The 17,889-nt window shown below is 45.6% G+C and carries 13 protein-coding genes; 11 read left to right on the top strand and 2 right to left on the bottom strand.

The window, feature by feature from the left end; genetic code table 11:
• The first annotated feature begins 143 nt into the window (after nt 1-143).
• The 9 genes from H3S82_RS05115 (at nt 144) to H3S82_RS05075 (ending at nt 8,072) form a co-directional block, all read left to right on the top strand.
• Complete coding sequence (locus H3S82_RS05115; protein ID WP_198232258.1) at nt 144-1,106, top strand: FAD-dependent oxidoreductase; 963 nt, start codon at nt 144-146, stop codon at nt 1,104-1,106.
• A gap of 5 nt (nt 1,107-1,111) precedes the next feature.
• Nucleotides 1,112-1,309, top strand: coding sequence for a sulfur carrier protein ThiS (gene thiS / locus H3S82_RS05110; RefSeq protein ID WP_198232257.1), 198 nt, complete (start codon nt 1,112-1,114; stop codon nt 1,307-1,309).
• A 5-nt stretch (nt 1,310-1,314) separates the two neighbouring features.
• Nucleotides 1,315-2,085, top strand: a complete 771-nt coding sequence (locus H3S82_RS05105) for a thiazole synthase (protein ID WP_198232256.1) — start codon at nt 1,315-1,317, stop codon at nt 2,083-2,085.
• A complete protein-coding gene (locus H3S82_RS05100) occupies nt 2,085-2,690 on the top strand; it encodes a thiamine phosphate synthase (protein ID WP_198232331.1) in 606 nt (201 codons plus the stop codon). Before H3S82_RS05105 ends, H3S82_RS05100 begins: the two co-directional genes overlap by 1 nt.
• Complete coding sequence (locus H3S82_RS05095; protein WP_246785238.1) at nt 2,660-3,445, top strand: hydroxymethylpyrimidine/phosphomethylpyrimidine kinase; 786 nt, start codon at nt 2,660-2,662, stop codon at nt 3,443-3,445. Before H3S82_RS05100 ends, H3S82_RS05095 begins: the two co-directional genes overlap by 31 nt.
• Before the next feature lie 137 nt (nt 3,446-3,582).
• Nucleotides 3,583-4,104: an O-acetyl-ADP-ribose deacetylase gene (locus tag H3S82_RS05090; protein ID WP_198232255.1), complete on the top strand. Its 522-nt coding sequence runs from the start codon at nt 3,583-3,585 to the stop codon at nt 4,102-4,104.
• A gap of 502 nt (nt 4,105-4,606) precedes the next feature.
• A complete protein-coding gene (locus H3S82_RS05085; RefSeq protein WP_198232254.1) occupies nt 4,607-5,623 on the top strand; it encodes an endonuclease/exonuclease/phosphatase family protein in 1,017 nt (338 codons plus the stop codon).
• A 174-nt stretch (nt 5,624-5,797) separates the two neighbouring features.
• Nucleotides 5,798-6,907, top strand: a complete 1,110-nt coding sequence (locus tag H3S82_RS05080; protein ID WP_198232253.1) for an acyl-CoA dehydrogenase — start codon at nt 5,798-5,800, stop codon at nt 6,905-6,907.
• A gap of 334 nt (nt 6,908-7,241) precedes the next feature.
• Nucleotides 7,242-8,072, top strand: coding sequence for a uracil-DNA glycosylase family protein (locus H3S82_RS05075; protein ID WP_198232252.1), 831 nt, complete (start codon nt 7,242-7,244; stop codon nt 8,070-8,072).
• Between the two features lie 17 nt (nt 8,073-8,089).
• On the opposite strand, the gene H3S82_RS05070 is transcribed toward H3S82_RS05075, so the two are convergent.
• On the bottom strand, nt 8,090-9,004 hold the full coding sequence (locus tag H3S82_RS05070) for a DMT family transporter (protein WP_198232330.1): 915 nt from the start codon (nt 9,002-9,004) through the stop codon (nt 8,090-8,092).
• Nucleotides 9,005-9,307: 303 nt separating this feature from the next.
• On the opposite strand from H3S82_RS05070, the gene pepN reads away from it, so the two are divergent.
• The gene (pepN, locus tag H3S82_RS05065) at nt 9,308-11,935 is read left to right on the top strand and encodes an aminopeptidase N (RefSeq protein WP_198232251.1); all 2,628 of its coding nucleotides are present in this window, start codon (nt 9,308-9,310) and stop codon (nt 11,933-11,935) included.
• Nucleotides 11,936-12,223: 288 nt separating this feature from the next.
• On the top strand, nt 12,224-14,548 hold the full coding sequence (locus H3S82_RS05060) for a PAS domain-containing sensor histidine kinase (RefSeq protein WP_198232250.1): 2,325 nt from the start codon (nt 12,224-12,226) through the stop codon (nt 14,546-14,548).
• 398 nt (nt 14,549-14,946) lie between these two features.
• On the opposite strand, the gene H3S82_RS05055 is transcribed toward H3S82_RS05060, so the two are convergent.
• Nucleotides 14,947-17,868, bottom strand: coding sequence for a bifunctional [glutamine synthetase] adenylyltransferase/[glutamine synthetase]-adenylyl-L-tyrosine phosphorylase (locus tag H3S82_RS05055; protein WP_198232249.1), 2,922 nt, complete (start codon nt 17,866-17,868; stop codon nt 14,947-14,949).
• Between the last annotated feature and the right edge of the window lie 21 nt (nt 17,869-17,889).

Below are 17,889 nucleotides of genomic sequence, written 5' to 3'. Positions count from 1 at the left end.
AGTCATTTGATTTTCAATCATTCCGATCCGGTTTTATGTTGTGTTCCAAGAATTTACATTCTGGATATCACACAGCTGGTTCATTCCGGCTTAACGGGATTGCAAATTTTCCTTGCAACCTCATTTGATTGTGGATGATGCGAATGCAAAAAACGAACAAGAAAATACTTGTCAAAGGATGTGGCGTTGCCGGCTTGACCAGCGCTTATATGTTAGCAAAAGCGGGAGCTGAAATAACGATCTCGGCTCCGGATGATTCTCCCCGTGGAGCTGCAAGCTGGTATGCCGGCGGGATGCTTGCCCCCTATTGCGAACGCGAAAGTGCCGAAGCACGCGTCGAAGAACTGGGGTTACAGACAATGAAATGGTGGGCCGAGACTCTCCCCGATCTCGTAAAACATAATGGTACCCTCGTTGTTGCGCCTCAAAGAGATGCCGCAGAATTGAACCGTTTTTCAGAACGCACGGGCGGGCATCGCATAATCGACGGAGATGAAATTGCAAAATTGGAGCCCGATCTTGCGGGTCGCTTCAACCGCGGTTTATTTTACGAAACCGAAGGCCATATTGATCCTCGCAAAGCGCTGTTGGCTTTGAAACAAAAATTGGCAGATATGAACGCTCATTTTGTTGACGTCGGAGCAAGTGAAGACGGTTTTGATTTTATTGTCGATGCAACAGGTATCGCCCGTCTTGGACAGGATAAAGACATGCGTGGCGTTCGTGGCGAGATGCTGCTTGTGCACAATACCGAAATTTCCTTTTCAAGACCGATCAGGCTCGTTCACCCGCGAATTCCGTTATATATTGTACCCAGAGACAACGGAATTTTTATGATTGGCGCAACTATGATCGAAAGCAATGATGATAGGCCGATTACAGCGCATTCGATGATGGATTTTCTGAATGCCGCCTACACTATTCATCCGTCCTTTGGTGAGGCCGATATTGTGGAAATCGGCGTTGGCGTTCGCCCTGCCTATGAAGATAATTTTCCGCGAGTAAAACAGGACGGCAACCACATTTATGTCAACGGAATGCACCGCCACGGATACCTCATCTCGCCGGAGATGGCCCGTCAGGTGACTGAAATTGTGATGGGCTGATTAAAATGCAGTTATTCGTTAATGGCGAAGAAAAAAATGTAGGCGCTGAAACGCTTTCGGCTCTTTTGAACGAGCTCGATTATGAAGGCGATTGGCTGGCAACAGCCGTCAATGCCGAGCTTGTGAGTGAAAGCGAGCGCGAAGATTTCAAATTGAATAACGGCGATAGAATAGAAATTCTAAGCCCTATGCAGGGAGGTTGAGCAAGTTGCTTGAACTTTATGATAAAAAATTTTCATCCCATCTTCTGTTAGGAACGGCGCAATATCCATCGCCAAAAATTCTTGAAGATGCAATTCGTGCTTCCCATACAGAGGTTGTAACATTATCTCTGCGTCGTGAAACGGCTGGTGGAAAACAAGGGGGGCAATTTTTTTCCCTTATAAAATCTCTCGGCGTATCCATTCTTCCGAACACCGCCGGATGCTTTACAGTAAAAGAAGCTGTCACAACGGCGCATATGGCGCGCGACATTTTCAAAACGCCCTGGATTAAACTGGAAGTGATCGGCAATGCCGACACACTGCAACCGGATGTGTTTGCTTTGGTCGAAGCTGCCCGCATCCTTAACGAAGATGGATTTCAAGTCTTTCCTTATACCACAGATGACCTCATTGTTGCAGAAAAGCTGGCTGATGCAGGATGTCGTGTGATTATGCCTTGGTGTGCCCCTATCGGATCAGCAAAAGGACCAAAGGACGTTGATGGCTTGCGTTCAATCCGCGCCAATTTTCCGGAGCTTTCTTTGATTGTGGATGCCGGAATTGGTCGCCCGTCTCATGCGGCAATAGCCATGGAACTTGGCTATGATGGTGTATTGCTCAACACAGCCGTCGCCAAGGCTGGTGATCCGGTATTGATGGCGGAGGCGTTTGCAAATGCTATAAAAGCCGGGCAAAGTGCATATAAAGCCGGAATGTTGGAGCCACGAGATGTTGCTGTTCCTTCAACACCGGTGTTTGGAAAGGCAGTATTTTGATCAAACTAGACCCCTTTTATCTTATCGTTGACAGTGCAGACTGGATTGAGAAGCTGATACCGCTTGGCGTTAAACTGGTGCAATTGCGCATGAAAAATGTGCCTTTAGAGGTTCTTCACCAGCATATCCAGAGAGCAAAACTTGTTTGCAAACAATTTCATTGTCAGTTGATCATCAATGATTATTGGAAAGCGGCAATTGAGGAAAAATGTGATTTTATTCACCTCGGGCAGGAAGATCTTATTGATGCCAATGTCGACAAAATAAAGAAAGCAGGATTGAAGCTCGGCGTCAGTACACATGATGCAAGCGAGCTCAATAAAGCGCTTGCCGTGAAGCCGGATTATGTCGCTTTAGGGCCTGTTTATCAAACCATATTGAAAAAGATGAAGTGGCAACCTCAAGGGTTGGAAAAAGTGACCCGCTGGAAAAAGCTCGTTGGTGATCTTCCTCTGGTTGCAATCGGCGGATTGAATCCGGAACGTGCCAAGGCTGTGTTGGAAGCCGGTGCCGATAGTGCTGCTGTGGTAACCGATATTGCCATGAACGAAAATCCCGAAGACCGTGTAAAACAATGGCTGGAAGCAACACAAAAATGGCGCTGATGCCCAAAATACTCATCGTTGCCGGAACCGATCCGACGGGTGGCGCAGGGATTGTCCGTGATATCGAAACAGCAAGCCATTTTTCTGTCAGAACAGGGCTTGCTGTCACCTCCGTCAATGTGCAGGATGACCACCATGTCGAAACAAAGCTGCCGATGAATGGAGACATTATCCGCGGTCAAATGTTGGCTGCACTCCGGTCGGATAAAATTTCGGCTATTAAAGTGGGAATGACGGGATCACCTGAAATCGTCGAGGCAATTTGCATCGTTCTTGACAATTTTTCCGACATTCCGGTTATACTTGATCCGGTCATCCGTGCTTCATCGGGGGGTGTCCTTGCAGACGACAAAACCGTAAAAGCCATCAAAGAAAAGTTGTTAAAATATTGCTATCTTGTCACGCCCAACCTTCCCGAGCTTGCCGCTTTAACCGGTAAAAACCTTTCCGAAAATCATTCCCAAACGATCGAGCAGGCAAAAAAACTGTTAGCCTCCGGCTCCAAATATGTTCTTGCAAAAGGCGGGCATGAAACGGGAGAGATTGCAATCGATAGCCTTGTTTCCTCTTCCCGTACCACCAATTTTTCGAATGCACGTCTCAACGCAACGATGCGAGGAACAGGATGCACCTTATCAACGGCCATTGCCTGCGAGATAGCCAAAGGTAAATCATTGGAAGATGCTGTCAAAACTGCCAAAAACTATGTCTATCAATTATTGCGGGAACGTGCCGCTTCTTTTTCAAAAAGTTGACCAGGTCTTCTCAATCACTGCACGATTTTCAGGCTCGTTTTTACTGATTTTTCTAATAATTTTTGGCTATTTCCACTTCGCTTGAAAAGGATCACAATCGAAGCAATCGATATTTCGAAATGAAGGGGAAATCATTGATGATAGACAAAAATCGTATTTCCGTCATTTGTGGTGACATTACCAAGCTTGATGTCGATGCCATTGTTAATGCGGCCAACACAACTCTTCTTGGCGGCGGTGGAGTGGATGGCGCAATCCACAAGGCTGCAGGCCCCGAACTACTTACCGAATGCAAGGCGCTTAATGGTTGTAAAACAGGTGAAGCAAAGCTCACAAACGGTTATCGCCTGCCCGCCCGCTACATTATCCACACAGTCGGACCGATCTGGTATGGCGGCGTTGACCATGAAGCGGAAAAACTGCAATCATGTTACGAGAATTCACTTGCGATTGCGGAAAATAAGCAATTCCAATCGATCGCATTTCCGGCAATTTCTGCCGGTGTCTATGGTTATCCTCATAAGGAAGCTGCAAAAATTGCTGTTTTCACCACTTGTCAATTTTTAAAAAAGAATGACTTTCCTCAAAGGGTCATCTTTTGTTGTTTTTCCAAAGATATGATGGATATCTATCGCGATCAGCTTCACATTTTATCATGACACATAGTCAATTTTATCAACTATGTGTGCCAGATCACATGTGTATTTGTTAGACGTTTTTTTCGGGAAAGTTCACATGAAAGCTAACCCGACTTTACTTGTTTAGAGTCCAAATTTTTGGGGTTTGGCGATATAAAGCGATAAAAAGGGATAGTTCCTTTTGGAAAAGACGCCACCTATTTTATGATCAATACGGTATCAGTAAACGGTATTGCCCGAAAACAACAGAACAGTTGATATAATAATAAATCTCGCTTCCTCATGAAAGATAACTAGTTTCAAATGAAATAATTTATGCAATATGGTTAACGAAGGGAGCCAAATTATGCTGATTCGTCGCTGTTCTATATTGTTTTTGACTTTGGTTTTTGTGGCGGTTTTAGGCGCATTTGCTTTGTTTCATGCCAAGACTCCGGCCTATGCAAAGCCGATTTTTGCTCCCCTTACAAGTCAATCGACGAATTAATGGTTGGCTTGTGCCGCTTTTTAGACGGCAATCAAAATGGGTAAACATTCCGGAAAATCCGTTTGTCAGACTCTTGCCCTTATTTGGTTTATTGTCGTCGTTTTGTCGACTTTGCCATTATTTGCGAGTTTATTCACAGCTTTTCATCCGCTTTTAGATTCACTTGCCAATATCCGCATTCCACTCGCATTTTTTACTATTTTACTTACCTTTCCTCTTGTTTTCACAAAACTTCGGCAACAAGCGGTTTTTCCGATAATATTTGCGGCTGCCCTTATCGGTTTAAGCTTGAATGATGACGGCGTTTCACCAAATTCCGGAATGCTTAAAAGCTCGACCTTCAAACTGTTGCAAGCCAATTTGCGTTTTGACAATCAAACTCCGGAAAAATTCCTGACTCTCATAGAAAAAGAAAAGCCTGATATTATCACGATACAAGAAGCTTCCACAAAATGGCGCGAATTTTTTCAAAACAACAATTTGACGATTATCGGTTGCTTGGCCGACAATGACCGCGCAGGCGCGACAGGCGTTATCCTGTCAGATAGTTTTTTATCCCGCTACAGTTTTACCAATTCTCCCGTTGTTACCTGTTACGATGCGACAACCACCCATGGTTATATAGCAAAAATAGAATTCCTGTCGGACAAACCAAATCGCCCTCCCCTTGATGTCATCTCTGTCCATCTTGCCTGGCCGTGGCCATTCGGGCAGAATTTACAATTAGACGAACTGGAAAACGGTGCATTCAGAACCGACTTCAAGCACAAATTTTCGCAAATGATTGTTGCAGGCGATTTCAATAGTGTAACGTGGAGCAATACCGTTTCCAGAATGGAAAGACTGACCGGTACACGGCACATTTCAGGCATCGGTGCAACATGGCTTTCATATAGCTTCCCCGCTCGTCTATGGCCTTATTTGGGACTTCCTATTGACCAGATTCTGCTTTCCGAGGACATCGAACCTATAAGCGTTAAACGTCTTTCTTTTTTCGGTTCCGATCACCTGCCAGTACTTGTGGAAATCAGTTTCAATTCTGACCGGTTTTGATACAACCAATCTGCCAAATTCCGACATTTCCATGAAGTTTCGAGAAAAACAAAGCCAAATCCCGACTAAATTCCCCTTTTTCCGTTTTGTTTTTGAATTTCTTCAGCCTTTGCGCATTTAACTTCCGAGCATTTTCTCCTAACGAAATTTTCTGAAATGTTTATGGAAAAACCTATGTCCACGGATAATAAAGCCCTGTTCGACCTCATTTCGGAGAGTGCCGATCATGTAGAAGAATACGGGCTGACGGTCGACTTGCAACGGTTGAATGAAAGTGGCGCACTTCGTGCTTGTCTGCCCAAAAAACTTGGCGGCAGCAATTGGGCTTTGACAAAAAATGAAGATGAAACCAAAGCCGCATTCGATTTTTTACGCAGGCTTGGCAAAGCCAATCTGTCACTCGCACGCCTTTTCGAGGGGCATCTTCATGCCGTGCGTCTTATCGAGCTCTATGCCGAAAACCGTTTGAGAAAAACCATTTTTTCCAAGGTCAAGGAAGGTGCTCTTCTGGGAGTTTGGGGTGCCAGTCTCAATCAACCTTTGAGATTTACCACTTTGCCGAACGGAAAAATCAGGCTCCATGGAGTAAAACGTCTGGTAACCGGATTGGGAATGGTTGAATTGGCAATTATACGTCTTCGAAAAAACGAAAGAGATGCCGATCAACTCGCTGTGGTAGATGTCACCGACACCTTACGACAAAATATCGAATATTGGGATGCTTCCGGCATGCGTCCGACGCTGACCGGTTCGTTCGATTTTTCCGATATGGAAATTAAAGAAGGTGATCTTTTTGGAAAACCGGGGGATTTTCATCAGGAACCACACTATATAGGTGGCGTCTGGCGCCATAGTGTCGCTCATCTTGGCGGTGCAGAAGCGATTATTGATACGTGGCGCGAAATGCTTATTCGCAAAAACCGGCTTGATGATCCGTTCCAGCTAACACGCCTTGCAAAAGCACGTTCCGAAACATTGGCGGCTTCGGCCATGCTTTTTAAAACTGCTTGTCTTGTTGAAGAAGCAACACGAAAACCGACGAAGGAAAATGTCGACGATGCTGTTTTGGCCTGCCTTCTCGCACATGATCAGATGGAGGATGTCTGCGTAAGAATTCTTAACCTTTGCGAGAAATCGCTTGGTATGGAAGCTTTTATCGAACGTTGTCCGATCGAACGAATGCGCCGTGATCTATCAATGTTTATCCGGCACATTGCTCCCGATGGCCGTCTTTTGCAGGCTGCGGAGTTTTTAATGGCAAGACACGGAGAGCCTCTCTGGTAACTCGATTTGCGGCGCGATCTATCACAGCTTCATATTCCAGTGTTATTTTCTAGAGCATTGAAATATAAAAAATCACATGCTTTTTTGAAAAACAAAATTCTTAAGAACGATTCAAGTTCCCGCTCTGACTTGGCCAGGCTTTCTCCCGTTCATTTGCAACAGGAGAAATTTTAAATAGGGCTTCTCCTCTTAAAGTAGTTTTTGCCTAAACTTTAAACTCGGGGGTAACCCTTTCCTGTCGCCTGATCTCACCGCCAGTCAGGCAACTGATATCCGGTCTTGAAGAGCTCTATTGCTTGGTCTATTCATTGGCTATGAAAGACTAAAGGTTACAATGTCAGAGCGTTCAAACGGCACGATTTCATATGAAGAATTGCTTGGCTTCTATTCAGAAGCCGGCGTTGACACGCCACTTGATGACAAACCTATCGACCGTTTCAAACAATCGGCGGAAATTATAAAACAAGTAGCCGCCGCGCGTGAAACAGCTGTTCCTCAGGAAAGAGCAAATGTTCGCCACACTCCCCGCCATGCTCCTCCTCAGCGCATTTCTGTTGAAGGACAAGTTGCAACAGCAAATGAACTTGCCCGCAACGCCAAAAATCTTGATGAACTCTTCGAAGCGCTCAAATCTTTCAACGGATGCACACTGAAACTTACAGCAAAAAACACCTGTTTTGCTGATGGCACACCACATTCGAAGCTTATGCTCGTTGGCGAAGCTCCGGGCCGGGAAGAAGATTTGCAAGGCATTCCTTTCGTCGGCCGTTCCGGTATGTTGCTCAACCGCATCCTCGCGGCAATCGGCTTGAAACGGGAAGACGTTTATATTGCCAACACTATACCTTGGCGGCCACCTGGTAACCGTACTCCGACACCGATGGAAACCGAACTTTGCCGTCCGTTTATCGAACGGCAGATAGAATTGTCTGCGCCGGAAATTCTTGTCGCTCTGGGTGGACCTGCAATGCAAGTTCTGACCGGTGTCAAAAACGGTATTATCCGCACCAGAGGACAATGGCTCTCGCATCACTTGGAAAACGGGAAAACTATTCCGGTGATGCCGACATTCCATCCGGCCTATTTATTGCGCACGCCAAGCCAGAAGAAACTAGCCTGGGCAGATTTTCTGGAAATCCGCAATGCACTTGACCAGCAGGTTTAAGCATTCCGAATTTGCGCTCAACGGTGTTTATGCGAAAGTGCACGGTGGCGTGTATGGTTTTTCCCGATGACATGGGATTCTCTAAGGATAATGAAAATACCCGAGCCGATGACGAGGCACGCACCGAACAACATTGCAAGCGTCGGGATTTCGTTAAAAATAAAATAACCACTCAAAAGGCTTAACAACATTGACGTATATTCAAAAGGTGCAACCGTTGAAGGTTCGGCATGTCTGTAAGCCTGCGTCATAAAAATTTGTGCAATACCACCGAAAAGCCCGGCCAGAATAAGCATGGAAGCTTGATAAAAATTCGGAACGACCCATCCGAACGGAACTGTAATCAACGATATAATGCTTGATGTTATCATGAAATAGAGGGTGATTGTTGTTGTCTTCTCGGTAAACACGAGTTTCCTGACAAGCAACATAGCAATGGCTGCCATAATTGCCGCTCCAAGAGCGGAAAGCGCACCAATTGAAGCTCCGACATCGGCATTTGCTGACCCGAGAACAGTGAGACGTGGCCAAACAATGATCAACACACCGATAAGGCCGACAATAACCGCACTCCAACGATAAAAATAAACTTTTTCATGAAGAAAGATTGCACATAGAACCACAAGTATAAGCGGTTCTCCATAACCGATGGCAACTGTTTCAGGAAGCGGTAGAAGGGTCAAAGCATAAAAGCTGAATAGCATTGAAAAAGTACCGAACATTCCCCTAAAAACATGTCCGGTCAGATTTTTGGTGTAAAGCACCGTTTTAAGCTGTTTTAATGACATGACCCAAAGGATGATCGGGACAATACCAAAAAACGACCGGAAGAAGCTCAGTTCACCTGCCGGAACACCTTTTGCCGATTTCAAAAAGCTGTACATAACGACAAAACAGACCACCGATAAAATCTTCATCCAGATTCCGAGCATGACATTTCCCGATGGGGCATCCGGAATAGCCGGTGACTGTTTTTCCACGAGTTCTCTCCTGTCGGTAAAGCATTTATCCGGCAGTCAATAAGACTAAACGAATAAAATTGCCGTTTGCTTTGCACGAGACATTTTCTTCATTCATATACAAGCTGGTTACCAAAATAAACGTATTGAAGGTTGGGCAAATGCTATTTCCCATTCACATTGGTGTGCATGAACAGAGATTTCTTTTCGAGCCGGTTGTCGTTTCGACAAAATATGCTTACCTTCATGATAAACTTCTATAAAAAGGCACGATTTATGACCAAATCTGACACTCCAGTATATCGTCTTGAAGATTACAAGCCCACCGATTACGCAATTTCCAACACCGAGCTCGATTTTTCGCTTCATCCTACCGAAACAATCGTAAAATCGAAGCTTTCCCTTTCACCACGTAAAAACACCAAAGCCGGAACACCATTGGTTCTTGTCGGGGATGAATTGAAATTGTTGTCAGTGGCAATCAACGGTCAGAAGCTCGAGCCTAAAGACTATTCGGCAACACCTGATAAACTTGAAATTCACAATCCCCCTTCAGGCAAATTTATTCTTCAGGTTACCACGCAAATCAATCCCAAGAAAAATCGCCAATTAATGGGGCTTTATCTTTCTAACGGCGTCTATTGCACACAGAACGAGCCACAGGGCTTCCGCCGGATCACCTATTTTTATGATCGTCCTGATATTCTTTCGGTTTTCAGAACACGGATCGAAGCTGATGAGAAGAATGAGCCTGTACTTCTTTCCAATGGCAATCTCGTCGAAACCGGCAAAGTTGAAGGCGGGCGCCATTATGCAATCTGGGAAGATCCGCATCCCAAACCATGCTATCTTTTTGCCCTCGTTGGCGGCGCTCTTGACCATTATGACGACAGTTTCACCACTATGTCGGGGCGGAAAGTAAAACTCGGAATTTATGTCGAAAAAGGAAAAAGAGAACGTGCAGCCTATGCGATGGATTCACTCAAACGCGCAATGCGTTGGGATGAAGAAAAGTTCGGGCGCGAATATGACCTTGATATTTTCAATATTGTTGCTGTTTCCGACTTCAATATGGGCGCAATGGAAAACAAGGGGCTGAACGTTTTCAATGATAAATATGTCCTTGCCGACCCGAACACAGCAACCGATTTCGATTATGCCGGCATAGAACGCGTTATTGCACACGAATATTTTCACAATTGGACAGGCGATCGTATTACCTGCCGTGACTGGTTCCAACTTTGTTTGAAAGAAGGGCTCACGGTCTATCGCGATCAGGAATTTTCGTCTGACCAGCGCTCCCGCCCTGTTCATCGTATTTCCGATGTTCGTGTATTGAAAATTGCGCAATTTCCTGAAGATGCAGGGCCGCTCGCCCACCCTGTCCGCCCACGGCAATATCGTGAAATCAACAATTTTTATACGACAACCGTCTATGAAAAAGGCGCAGAGGTTGTACGCATGGTTCATACCATGCTTGGCGACGAGCTTTTCCGCAAAGGCATGGATCTTTATTTCCAACGCCATGATGGTGAAGCTTGCACAATTGAAGATTTCATCGCGTGTTTTGCCGATGTTTCAGGACGCGATTTATCACAATTCATGCTGTGGTACGAACAGGCAGGAACACCGACGGTAACCGTTGATAGCCATTATAAAGATGGTGTCCTGACACTTGATTTGACACAAACTGTTCCCGACACTCCCGGTCAATCGAATAAAAAACCGATGGTTATTCCGCTTTCTTTCGGTCTTTTGGGCAAAAACGGCAAAGATATGCCTTATCAGGCCGATAACCACATTGAAAATAATGTTATTGTTTTGTCTGAAGCAAAGCAGACCGTTCATATCCGTGATCTGAAAGAAAAGCCGGTCTTATCACTGCTGCGCGGTTTTTCGGCGCCAATCAATCTGAAGATGGAAGAAAGCGATGATGACCTTGCTTTCCGTGCACGCTTTGATGCCGACGAAGTCAATCGCTGGGAGTCACTCAACCAGTTAATGGGGAAGGCTCTGGTTAATGCAATTGCCGATCAATCAGCTGAAAAACCGGCTATGCCTGAAAAACTTCAAACACTGATTGAAGCGCTTCTTGACGATGACACATTGGAACCTGCTTTCCGCTCGCTATGCCTGCAATTGCCTTCGGAAATCGAACTTGCACGTATGATAGGCAAAAATGTCGATCCCGACCGCATTTACAATGTTCGCCAATCTTTCATGAAATCTTTGGCAGATCATCTGAAACAGAAAATGTTGCACGTTTTCGACAAGATGAAGACCGAAGGTCATTATTCGCCAAAAGCCGAACCGGCTGGTAAACGCGCTTTGAAAAACACTGTCCTCAATTATCTCACACTTGCCGAAAACACTCCGACACGTGCTTTCGAAGCATATAAGAAGGCTGACAATATGACAGACCGGATGGGGGGACTGTCCATTCTTGTTCATCTCTTCAATGAAACAAAAGAAGCTAAAGAAGCACTCTCCGATTTTGAAAAGCGTTATGGCAAAGACCCGCTTGTTATGGATAAGTGGTTCTCCGTTCAGGCAACAGTTCCGGGCGAGAAAACCCTGGCACATGTCAAAGAGCTTATGAAACATCCGCTCTTTTCGCTTGATAATCCGAACCGGACGCGTGCACTGATAGCTTCATTTGCAGCTTCGAACCAGACGGGCTTCAATCGGGTTGACGGTGAGGGTTACAAGTTACTCGCCGATATTATCCTGACTGTGGACAAAGAAAATCCACAACTTGCTGCTCGCCTTGCAACGCTCACGCGGTCATGGAAACAACTGGAACCGAAGCGCCAAAGCAAGCTCAAGGAACAATTGGAACGCATATTGAAAGAGCCAAAACTTTCAGTCGACGTTTCCGACATCGTAAGCCGTACACTCGGCTAACAATTAAAATTCTGGCGGGGAGAAGATATTTCTCCCCGCTTTTTTCTCGAAAATTTTCTGGAATATTCCTTGTTACTACCCGTTAAAACGGTCTTTTTCTTTGAGTACGCTATGACAGCGTTAAAAAATTATTAAAGCTTTTATTCTAAGCTTGATTAATGAAAAAAGGTCCCACGCAAAGAAAATACTGGACAGGACGAATCAGTTTTGATTCATTGGACTTGTTCGGGTGTTTTGCGTACCGAATCAGTTCGCCAGTTTATCCGTTAATGTTAGAGGGGGCCAGAAATGGCGCATTTGGACGCGTTTAACGCGCCCACAGGGACGTTTGTTGATTCAAAACCTTCGCTGAAAAAGCGCAAGGCCGGGTCAGCGCATGTCGATTTGCTCTCAGGTCCAGCCTATAAAAGGCTGCTCGCCATTGAGCCATGGCTGCGTCGTGCCATTCCTCTGATTATCCTTGTTTTTCTCGTCATACTCGCGGCAACACGTCTCGTGCTTCTTTATGAATGGCGGCAAAGTATTGATACAAATACACGATCTGCGATGATGCTTTCTACCGGACATCTTGCAAGTTCAATTGATCGTGCAATTTACGGCAAAGCAAATGACGGCAAGGACACTACCGACTTGTCGAACAATGATCTCGAAAACATCCTTGTCGATTTCCGCACACAAGGGTTGATCACAAATGCAGCGCGTATCGCCATTGTGGATGATCAGGGCGTTGTTATTGCCGCTTCCGGACTGGAAACACACATCAATCACCCGCTCACAGATTCTGTCGCTGACAGTCAGGCTTTATTCGTTCTCGGCCGCAGTGCCGGAGTGATGCAAGTCAAGATTGATGGAAAAGCTTCTTTGGCTGCATTCGATCAGGCAGCGCAAGGAAAATACGGCGTTTTCGTCGGTGAGGAAACAGACGAAATTTACCTTGAATGGCGTAAATCCGTATCGGTCAATATTACTATTTTTGCCGGAACAGTCGGGGTCATATTAGCCATTCTCTATGCCTATTATGCACAAGCTGCACGGGTTCGCGATACCGATCTCATTTCCGAAAAAATCCAGAACCGCATTGACATGGCGATGATGCGCGGACGTTGCGGCCTATGGGACTGGAATATGGCAAGCGGACGTGTTTATTGGTCGCGTTCCATGTATGAAATGCTCGGTTTCAAACCGAAAGACGCACTTCTGTCCATCTCTGAAATCACGTCCATCATCAATCCGGCGGATGCCGATCTTTACGAATTGGCACGCGATTTGATGAGTGGAGAGAAAGATCACATTGATATCAATCTTCCTATGCGGCATGCCGATGGCCACTATGTCTGGATGCGTATTCGTGCCGAAGTTGCCCAAGAGGAAGAAGCCCACCTCGTCGGCATTTCATTTGACATAAGCGAACAACATCAATTTGCCGAGCAAACAGCACAAGCTGATCTGCGCATTCGCGATGCAATAGAAAACATCTCCGAATCCTTTGTTTTGTGGGATTCGGACGGGCGTCTCGTTATGTCGAACAGCAAATTCCGCGAATATGCTTCCCTGCCCGATCATATGCTACAGCCCGGTGTTCAAAGGGCAACAGTCGAAGCAATGGCAAAACCTGCCATCAATGAAATGTCGGTTGAACATGATGACACCGGCAATTTTACCAGTATCCGCCAAATGTCTGACGGAAGCTGGCTTAAAATTAACGAACGCCGTACGCAGGACGGTGGTCTGGTTTCGGTTGGTACCGATATTTCCGAACTCAAACAACAACAAAAAAGTTTGGAAGATAGCGAGCGGCGGCTTTATTCCTTTATTCAGGAATTGAAACTTGCGCGTCAAAGCGCCCAACAACGCGCCACCGAAGTTGAAAAACTGAACGAAAGTCTGCAATCGGAAAAAGAACGTGCCGAAAGCGCCAATAAGGCCAAATCCGAATTTTTGGCAAATATGTCGCATGAATTGAGAACGCCGCTCAATGCCATTATCGGTTTTTCGGAAATGATGATACAGGGCACTTTTGGCCCATTGGGTTCGGAACGTTATGCCGAATATATGAATGACATCCACAATTCGGGCACGCATTTGCTGACACTGATCAATGATATTCTTGATATGTCGAAGATTGAAGCCGGACGTTTTACCCTTTCAAGCGAGAATGCAGATCTCGAGCCGATTATCAGCGAGACATTGCGTACTTTGACGCCGCAGGCACAAGAGAAAAATATCACTGTCACAGCCGATATTACCCCCAAACTCCATGGCGACATTGATCGCCGCGCCATTCATCAGGTATTCCTGAATATTCTTTCCAATGCAGTCAAATTCACGCCGTCCGGTGGACATATCGACGTTAAGGGCTATCAGAAAGACGACAAACTTGTTTTTGTCTTCTCCGATACCGGTGTTGGCATTCCCGAAGCTGCCATTGCAAAACTTTGTCAGCCTTTCGAGCAGGTCGAAAACCAGTTCACCAAAACCCATGCCGGTTCGGGGCTTGGACTTGCCATTTCGCGCTCTCTCGTAGAACTCCATGGTGGCGACCTCAATATCACATCGAAAGAAGGCAAGGGAACAACAGTTACCATCACCTTGCCAGTCACGCAGAAGCATTAAGTGTTAGTGTAAACCGGAAGACTATTTTCAAGATATAGTCCGGTCATTTTGAGATGATCAAATTTGTTACAATTGAAGAAAATATTGATTGTTATTCCATCCGGCATTTGTCCGTCTAACAGCCATAATGACTTTTTGTTATTACACTATTGATTTGAAGACCGCTTTTCCTTTTGTTTTCTCATTCAGCCAATTTAAAGTTCGAAAAATCACAAAAATAACAAGAAGCTTTCCGTTGAATTCTTGCAATTTTCAAGCACAATAGTTTATCCGGCATGCAAGTTTATTCTGCCCGTGAGTTTACCAAAAGTAACGCCTGATAACTCGGAAAGATAGCAGCCAGACATTCTGATTGTTCTATCGATTATAAAACCGGCTCACAAACGAAGTGCGCCCGATTAGACCACCACCTCGTCAAATATTTGACCAACGGTGTTTGCCATTTCGGCAATCAGGCTTTCAACGTGGCTCAAATCAGGTTCGCCGACAGTTCTTTGTAAGAGATCTGCAAGACCGGGCGGCATGTCATCCGGATCAAGCTTTTCGTTAAGACATAACCGCATCATCTGGCTCAAATTCGTATATACACGATAAGCATGATGAAGTTCGCCAACCGAGGAGACCGACAGAAATGCTTGAGGCAATCTTTCCAGAACTTCACCTGTTGTACGGCCTACAACAAATTCGCTTTGGTGTGTAATCAGCGCGAATTGGGCAATGAATTCGAGATCGACTTGCCCGCCGCGCATCGTTTTGAAATCCCATATATTGATGGACGGTTTTTCTTGCTCGATTAATTCGCGCATTTCGCGCACATCATGGGAAACCTTTTTCTTATCGCGCTTTAAAGCAATAATAGCGGCCACTTCATCTTCGAGTTGTTGTAAAAACATTGGGTCGCCGGCCACAGCGCGAGCACGTGTGAGTGCCAGATGCTCCCATACCCATGCTTCATTTCGCTGGTATTTGCCAAAAGCTTCAAACGGTACAGCAACCGGCCCCTTGTTTCCCGATGGACGAAGTCTCAAATCAACCTCGTAAAGAACACCTTCACCGGTCGGTGCCGACAATGCCGAGACCAGACGTTGCGTCAGACGCATATAATATTGGGAAATATAAAGCGGCTTTTCACCATCCGACATTTCTGTCTGCTTATCATAATCATAGAGCAAAATAAGATCGAGATCGGACCCGGCGGTAAGCTCATGGCTACCGAGTTTCCCCATTCCCAATATTCCGACCCGACCACCTTTGACAAAACCATGCACACGAGAAAATTCCTGCTCGACTGCCGCAAGTGTATTGGCAATCATCAAATCGGCAAGATCTGTGAAAGCACGTGCCGCGCGTTCACCTTCAATGGCACCGTTAAGAAGCCTGATACCGATGAGAAAGCGTTGTTCACTTGCAAAAAGGCGCAACTGGTCGAGTATGTCTTCATAATTGGTAACACCACTCAAGAAAAATTCGAGACGATTTTGCAAATAGGTTTTTGTCGGCAATTCGGCAAAAATTGCCGGATCGAGCATGCCGTCAAAAATATGCGGCTTTCTGGTAATAATATCTGCAAGACGCGGTGCCGAGCTCATGATGAGAACAAGCATATCAAGCAATGAGGGATTGGACTGTAAAAGACTGAAAAGCTGGATGCCGGACGGAAGACCCTGTAAAAAAGCATCAAAACGCGACAAGGCCTCGTCGGCTCTTTTGGTAGCACCGAACGCTTTGAGAAGCGCAGGCGTCAATTCGGTCAATCTTTCTCTCGCCTCGGCAGATTGGGTAGCGTGATAACGTCCGAAATGCCAGGTTCTGATAATGCGACAAATATCACTCGGACGCGAAAAACCCAATTTTGACAATGTTGCAAGCGTTCCCGGATCATCATCTTCACCGGTAAAAACCAGATTTCCAGCATCCGAACCCAGCTCTTTCTCCTGTTCGAACAGTGCAGCATAATGGTGTTCGACAGTTTTCAGCGTTTCAAGAAAATCGCGTGTAAAGTCATTGGTGTTCGTATAACCCATCATGTAAGCAACGCTTGTAAAGCCATCGTCATCTTCCGGCAGAATATGCGTCTGTTCGTCTTCCAGCATCTGTATCCGATGTTCGACATTGCGTAAGTAAGCATATTTCTCTGTCAAAACATCGCGCGTATCCGCACTAATCCAACCGAGCGAACAAAGTTCGGCAAGCATATCCACTGTGCGTCTCCCACGAAGTTCAGGAAAACGTCCGCCAGCAATCAATTGTTGGGTCTGAACAAAAAATTCTATTTCACGAATTCCTCCACGCCCGAGTTTGACATTGTGGCCACGGACAGCAATTTCCCCATGGCCTTTATAAGCATGGATTTGACGTTTGATTGAATGGATATCCGCAATAGCTGCATAATCGAGGTATTTACGCCATATATAAGGAGAGAGTTCACGCAGCACCGCGTCCCCTGCCTTGATATCTCCGGCGACTGGCCGCGCTTTGATCATTGCTGCGCGTTCCCAATTCTGGCCCCTGCTCTCGTAATAATGAAGCGCCGCACTGATTGGAAGTGCAAGTGGGGTAGAGCCTGGATCAGGACGCAACCTTAAATCAATGCGAAAAACATAACCGTCGGCAGTGCGTTCCTGCATGATACGGATAAGCCGACGCATCATTTTGGAAAAAACATCTATGCTTTCAAATGGTTCGCCAATATGGGACGACGTTTCGTCAATAAAAACAATAAGGTCTATGTCGGAAGAATAATTAAGTTCACGTGCACCGAGTTTTCCCATCCCCAGAACAACAAGTCCGCAATCGTTTTCAGGATTGTTATAATCGGCGAGACTTATTTTTCCTTGATTGTGGGTATCCCGTAATAAAAACCGCAATGCCGCCCCTAATGTCGTTTCGGCAAGTTTTGTCAACCATTCCGAAGTCATTGCAGAAGTAAAAATTCCGCCAAGATCGGCAAGAGCAATCAAGAGATGCATTTCAAGCTTCTTTTGCCGTAATGCCGCCATTAAAAGCGCTTCGGTAATATTCTCACTTGTGTCGATCTTGCTGATGTCAACGAGAATTTCATTCAAACGCTGCAAAATGTCTTTATGAACAAGTGGAGCAATAAAGGACGGATTGCGTATGATCGTTTCACGCAAAAAAGGTGAAAGCGTCATGACTGTGCCTAAAAATTCCGACTGACCTTTTCCTTTTTCGAGTTCACCGACGAGCTCTTCAAGATGATCTGCACGAGCTTTTTCTGTCATATCGGCTAACCATTGGGGGCCGGTTTCATTGAGCGGGGTTAAATGTTTTAACGTTTGTTTCCAGAAAGCTTGCTGCATCTGTATTCAACTTCCCTGCTT

The organism is Bartonella sp. M0192 (genome assembly GCF_016102305.1).
Lineage (GTDB): Bacteria > Pseudomonadota > Alphaproteobacteria > Rhizobiales > Rhizobiaceae > Bartonella > Bartonella apihabitans.
Note: the sequence above shows the minus strand (reverse complement) of the source record. Positions and strands in the feature narration are given on the sequence as shown.

Bases quoted from the DNA above. Each gene is read 5' to 3' on its own strand.
- H3S82_RS05115 (WP_198232258.1), top strand. From the start codon at position 144: ATGCAAAAAACGAACAAGAAAATACTTGTCAAAGGATGTGGCGTTGCC.
- thiS (WP_198232257.1), top strand. From the start codon at position 1,112: ATGCAGTTATTCGTTAATGGCGAAGAAAAAAATGTAGGCGCTGAAACG.
- H3S82_RS05095 (WP_246785238.1), top strand. From the start codon at position 2,660: ATGGCTGGAAGCAACACAAAAATGGCGCTGATGCCCAAAATACTCATC.
- H3S82_RS05090 (WP_198232255.1), top strand. From the start codon at position 3,583: ATGATAGACAAAAATCGTATTTCCGTCATTTGTGGTGACATTACCAAG.
- H3S82_RS05085 (WP_198232254.1), top strand. From the start codon at position 4,607: ATGGGTAAACATTCCGGAAAATCCGTTTGTCAGACTCTTGCCCTTATT.
- H3S82_RS05080 (WP_198232253.1), top strand. From the start codon at position 5,798: ATGTCCACGGATAATAAAGCCCTGTTCGACCTCATTTCGGAGAGTGCC.
- H3S82_RS05075 (WP_198232252.1), top strand. From the start codon at position 7,242: ATGTCAGAGCGTTCAAACGGCACGATTTCATATGAAGAATTGCTTGGC.
- H3S82_RS05070 (WP_198232330.1), bottom strand. From the start codon at position 9,004: ATGCTCGGAATCTGGATGAAGATTTTATCGGTGGTCTGTTTTGTCGTT.
- pepN (WP_198232251.1), top strand. From the start codon at position 9,308: ATGACCAAATCTGACACTCCAGTATATCGTCTTGAAGATTACAAGCCC.
- H3S82_RS05060 (WP_198232250.1), top strand. From the start codon at position 12,224: ATGGCGCATTTGGACGCGTTTAACGCGCCCACAGGGACGTTTGTTGAT.
- H3S82_RS05055 (WP_198232249.1), bottom strand. From the start codon at position 17,868: ATGCAGCAAGCTTTCTGGAAACAAACGTTAAAACATTTAACCCCGCTC.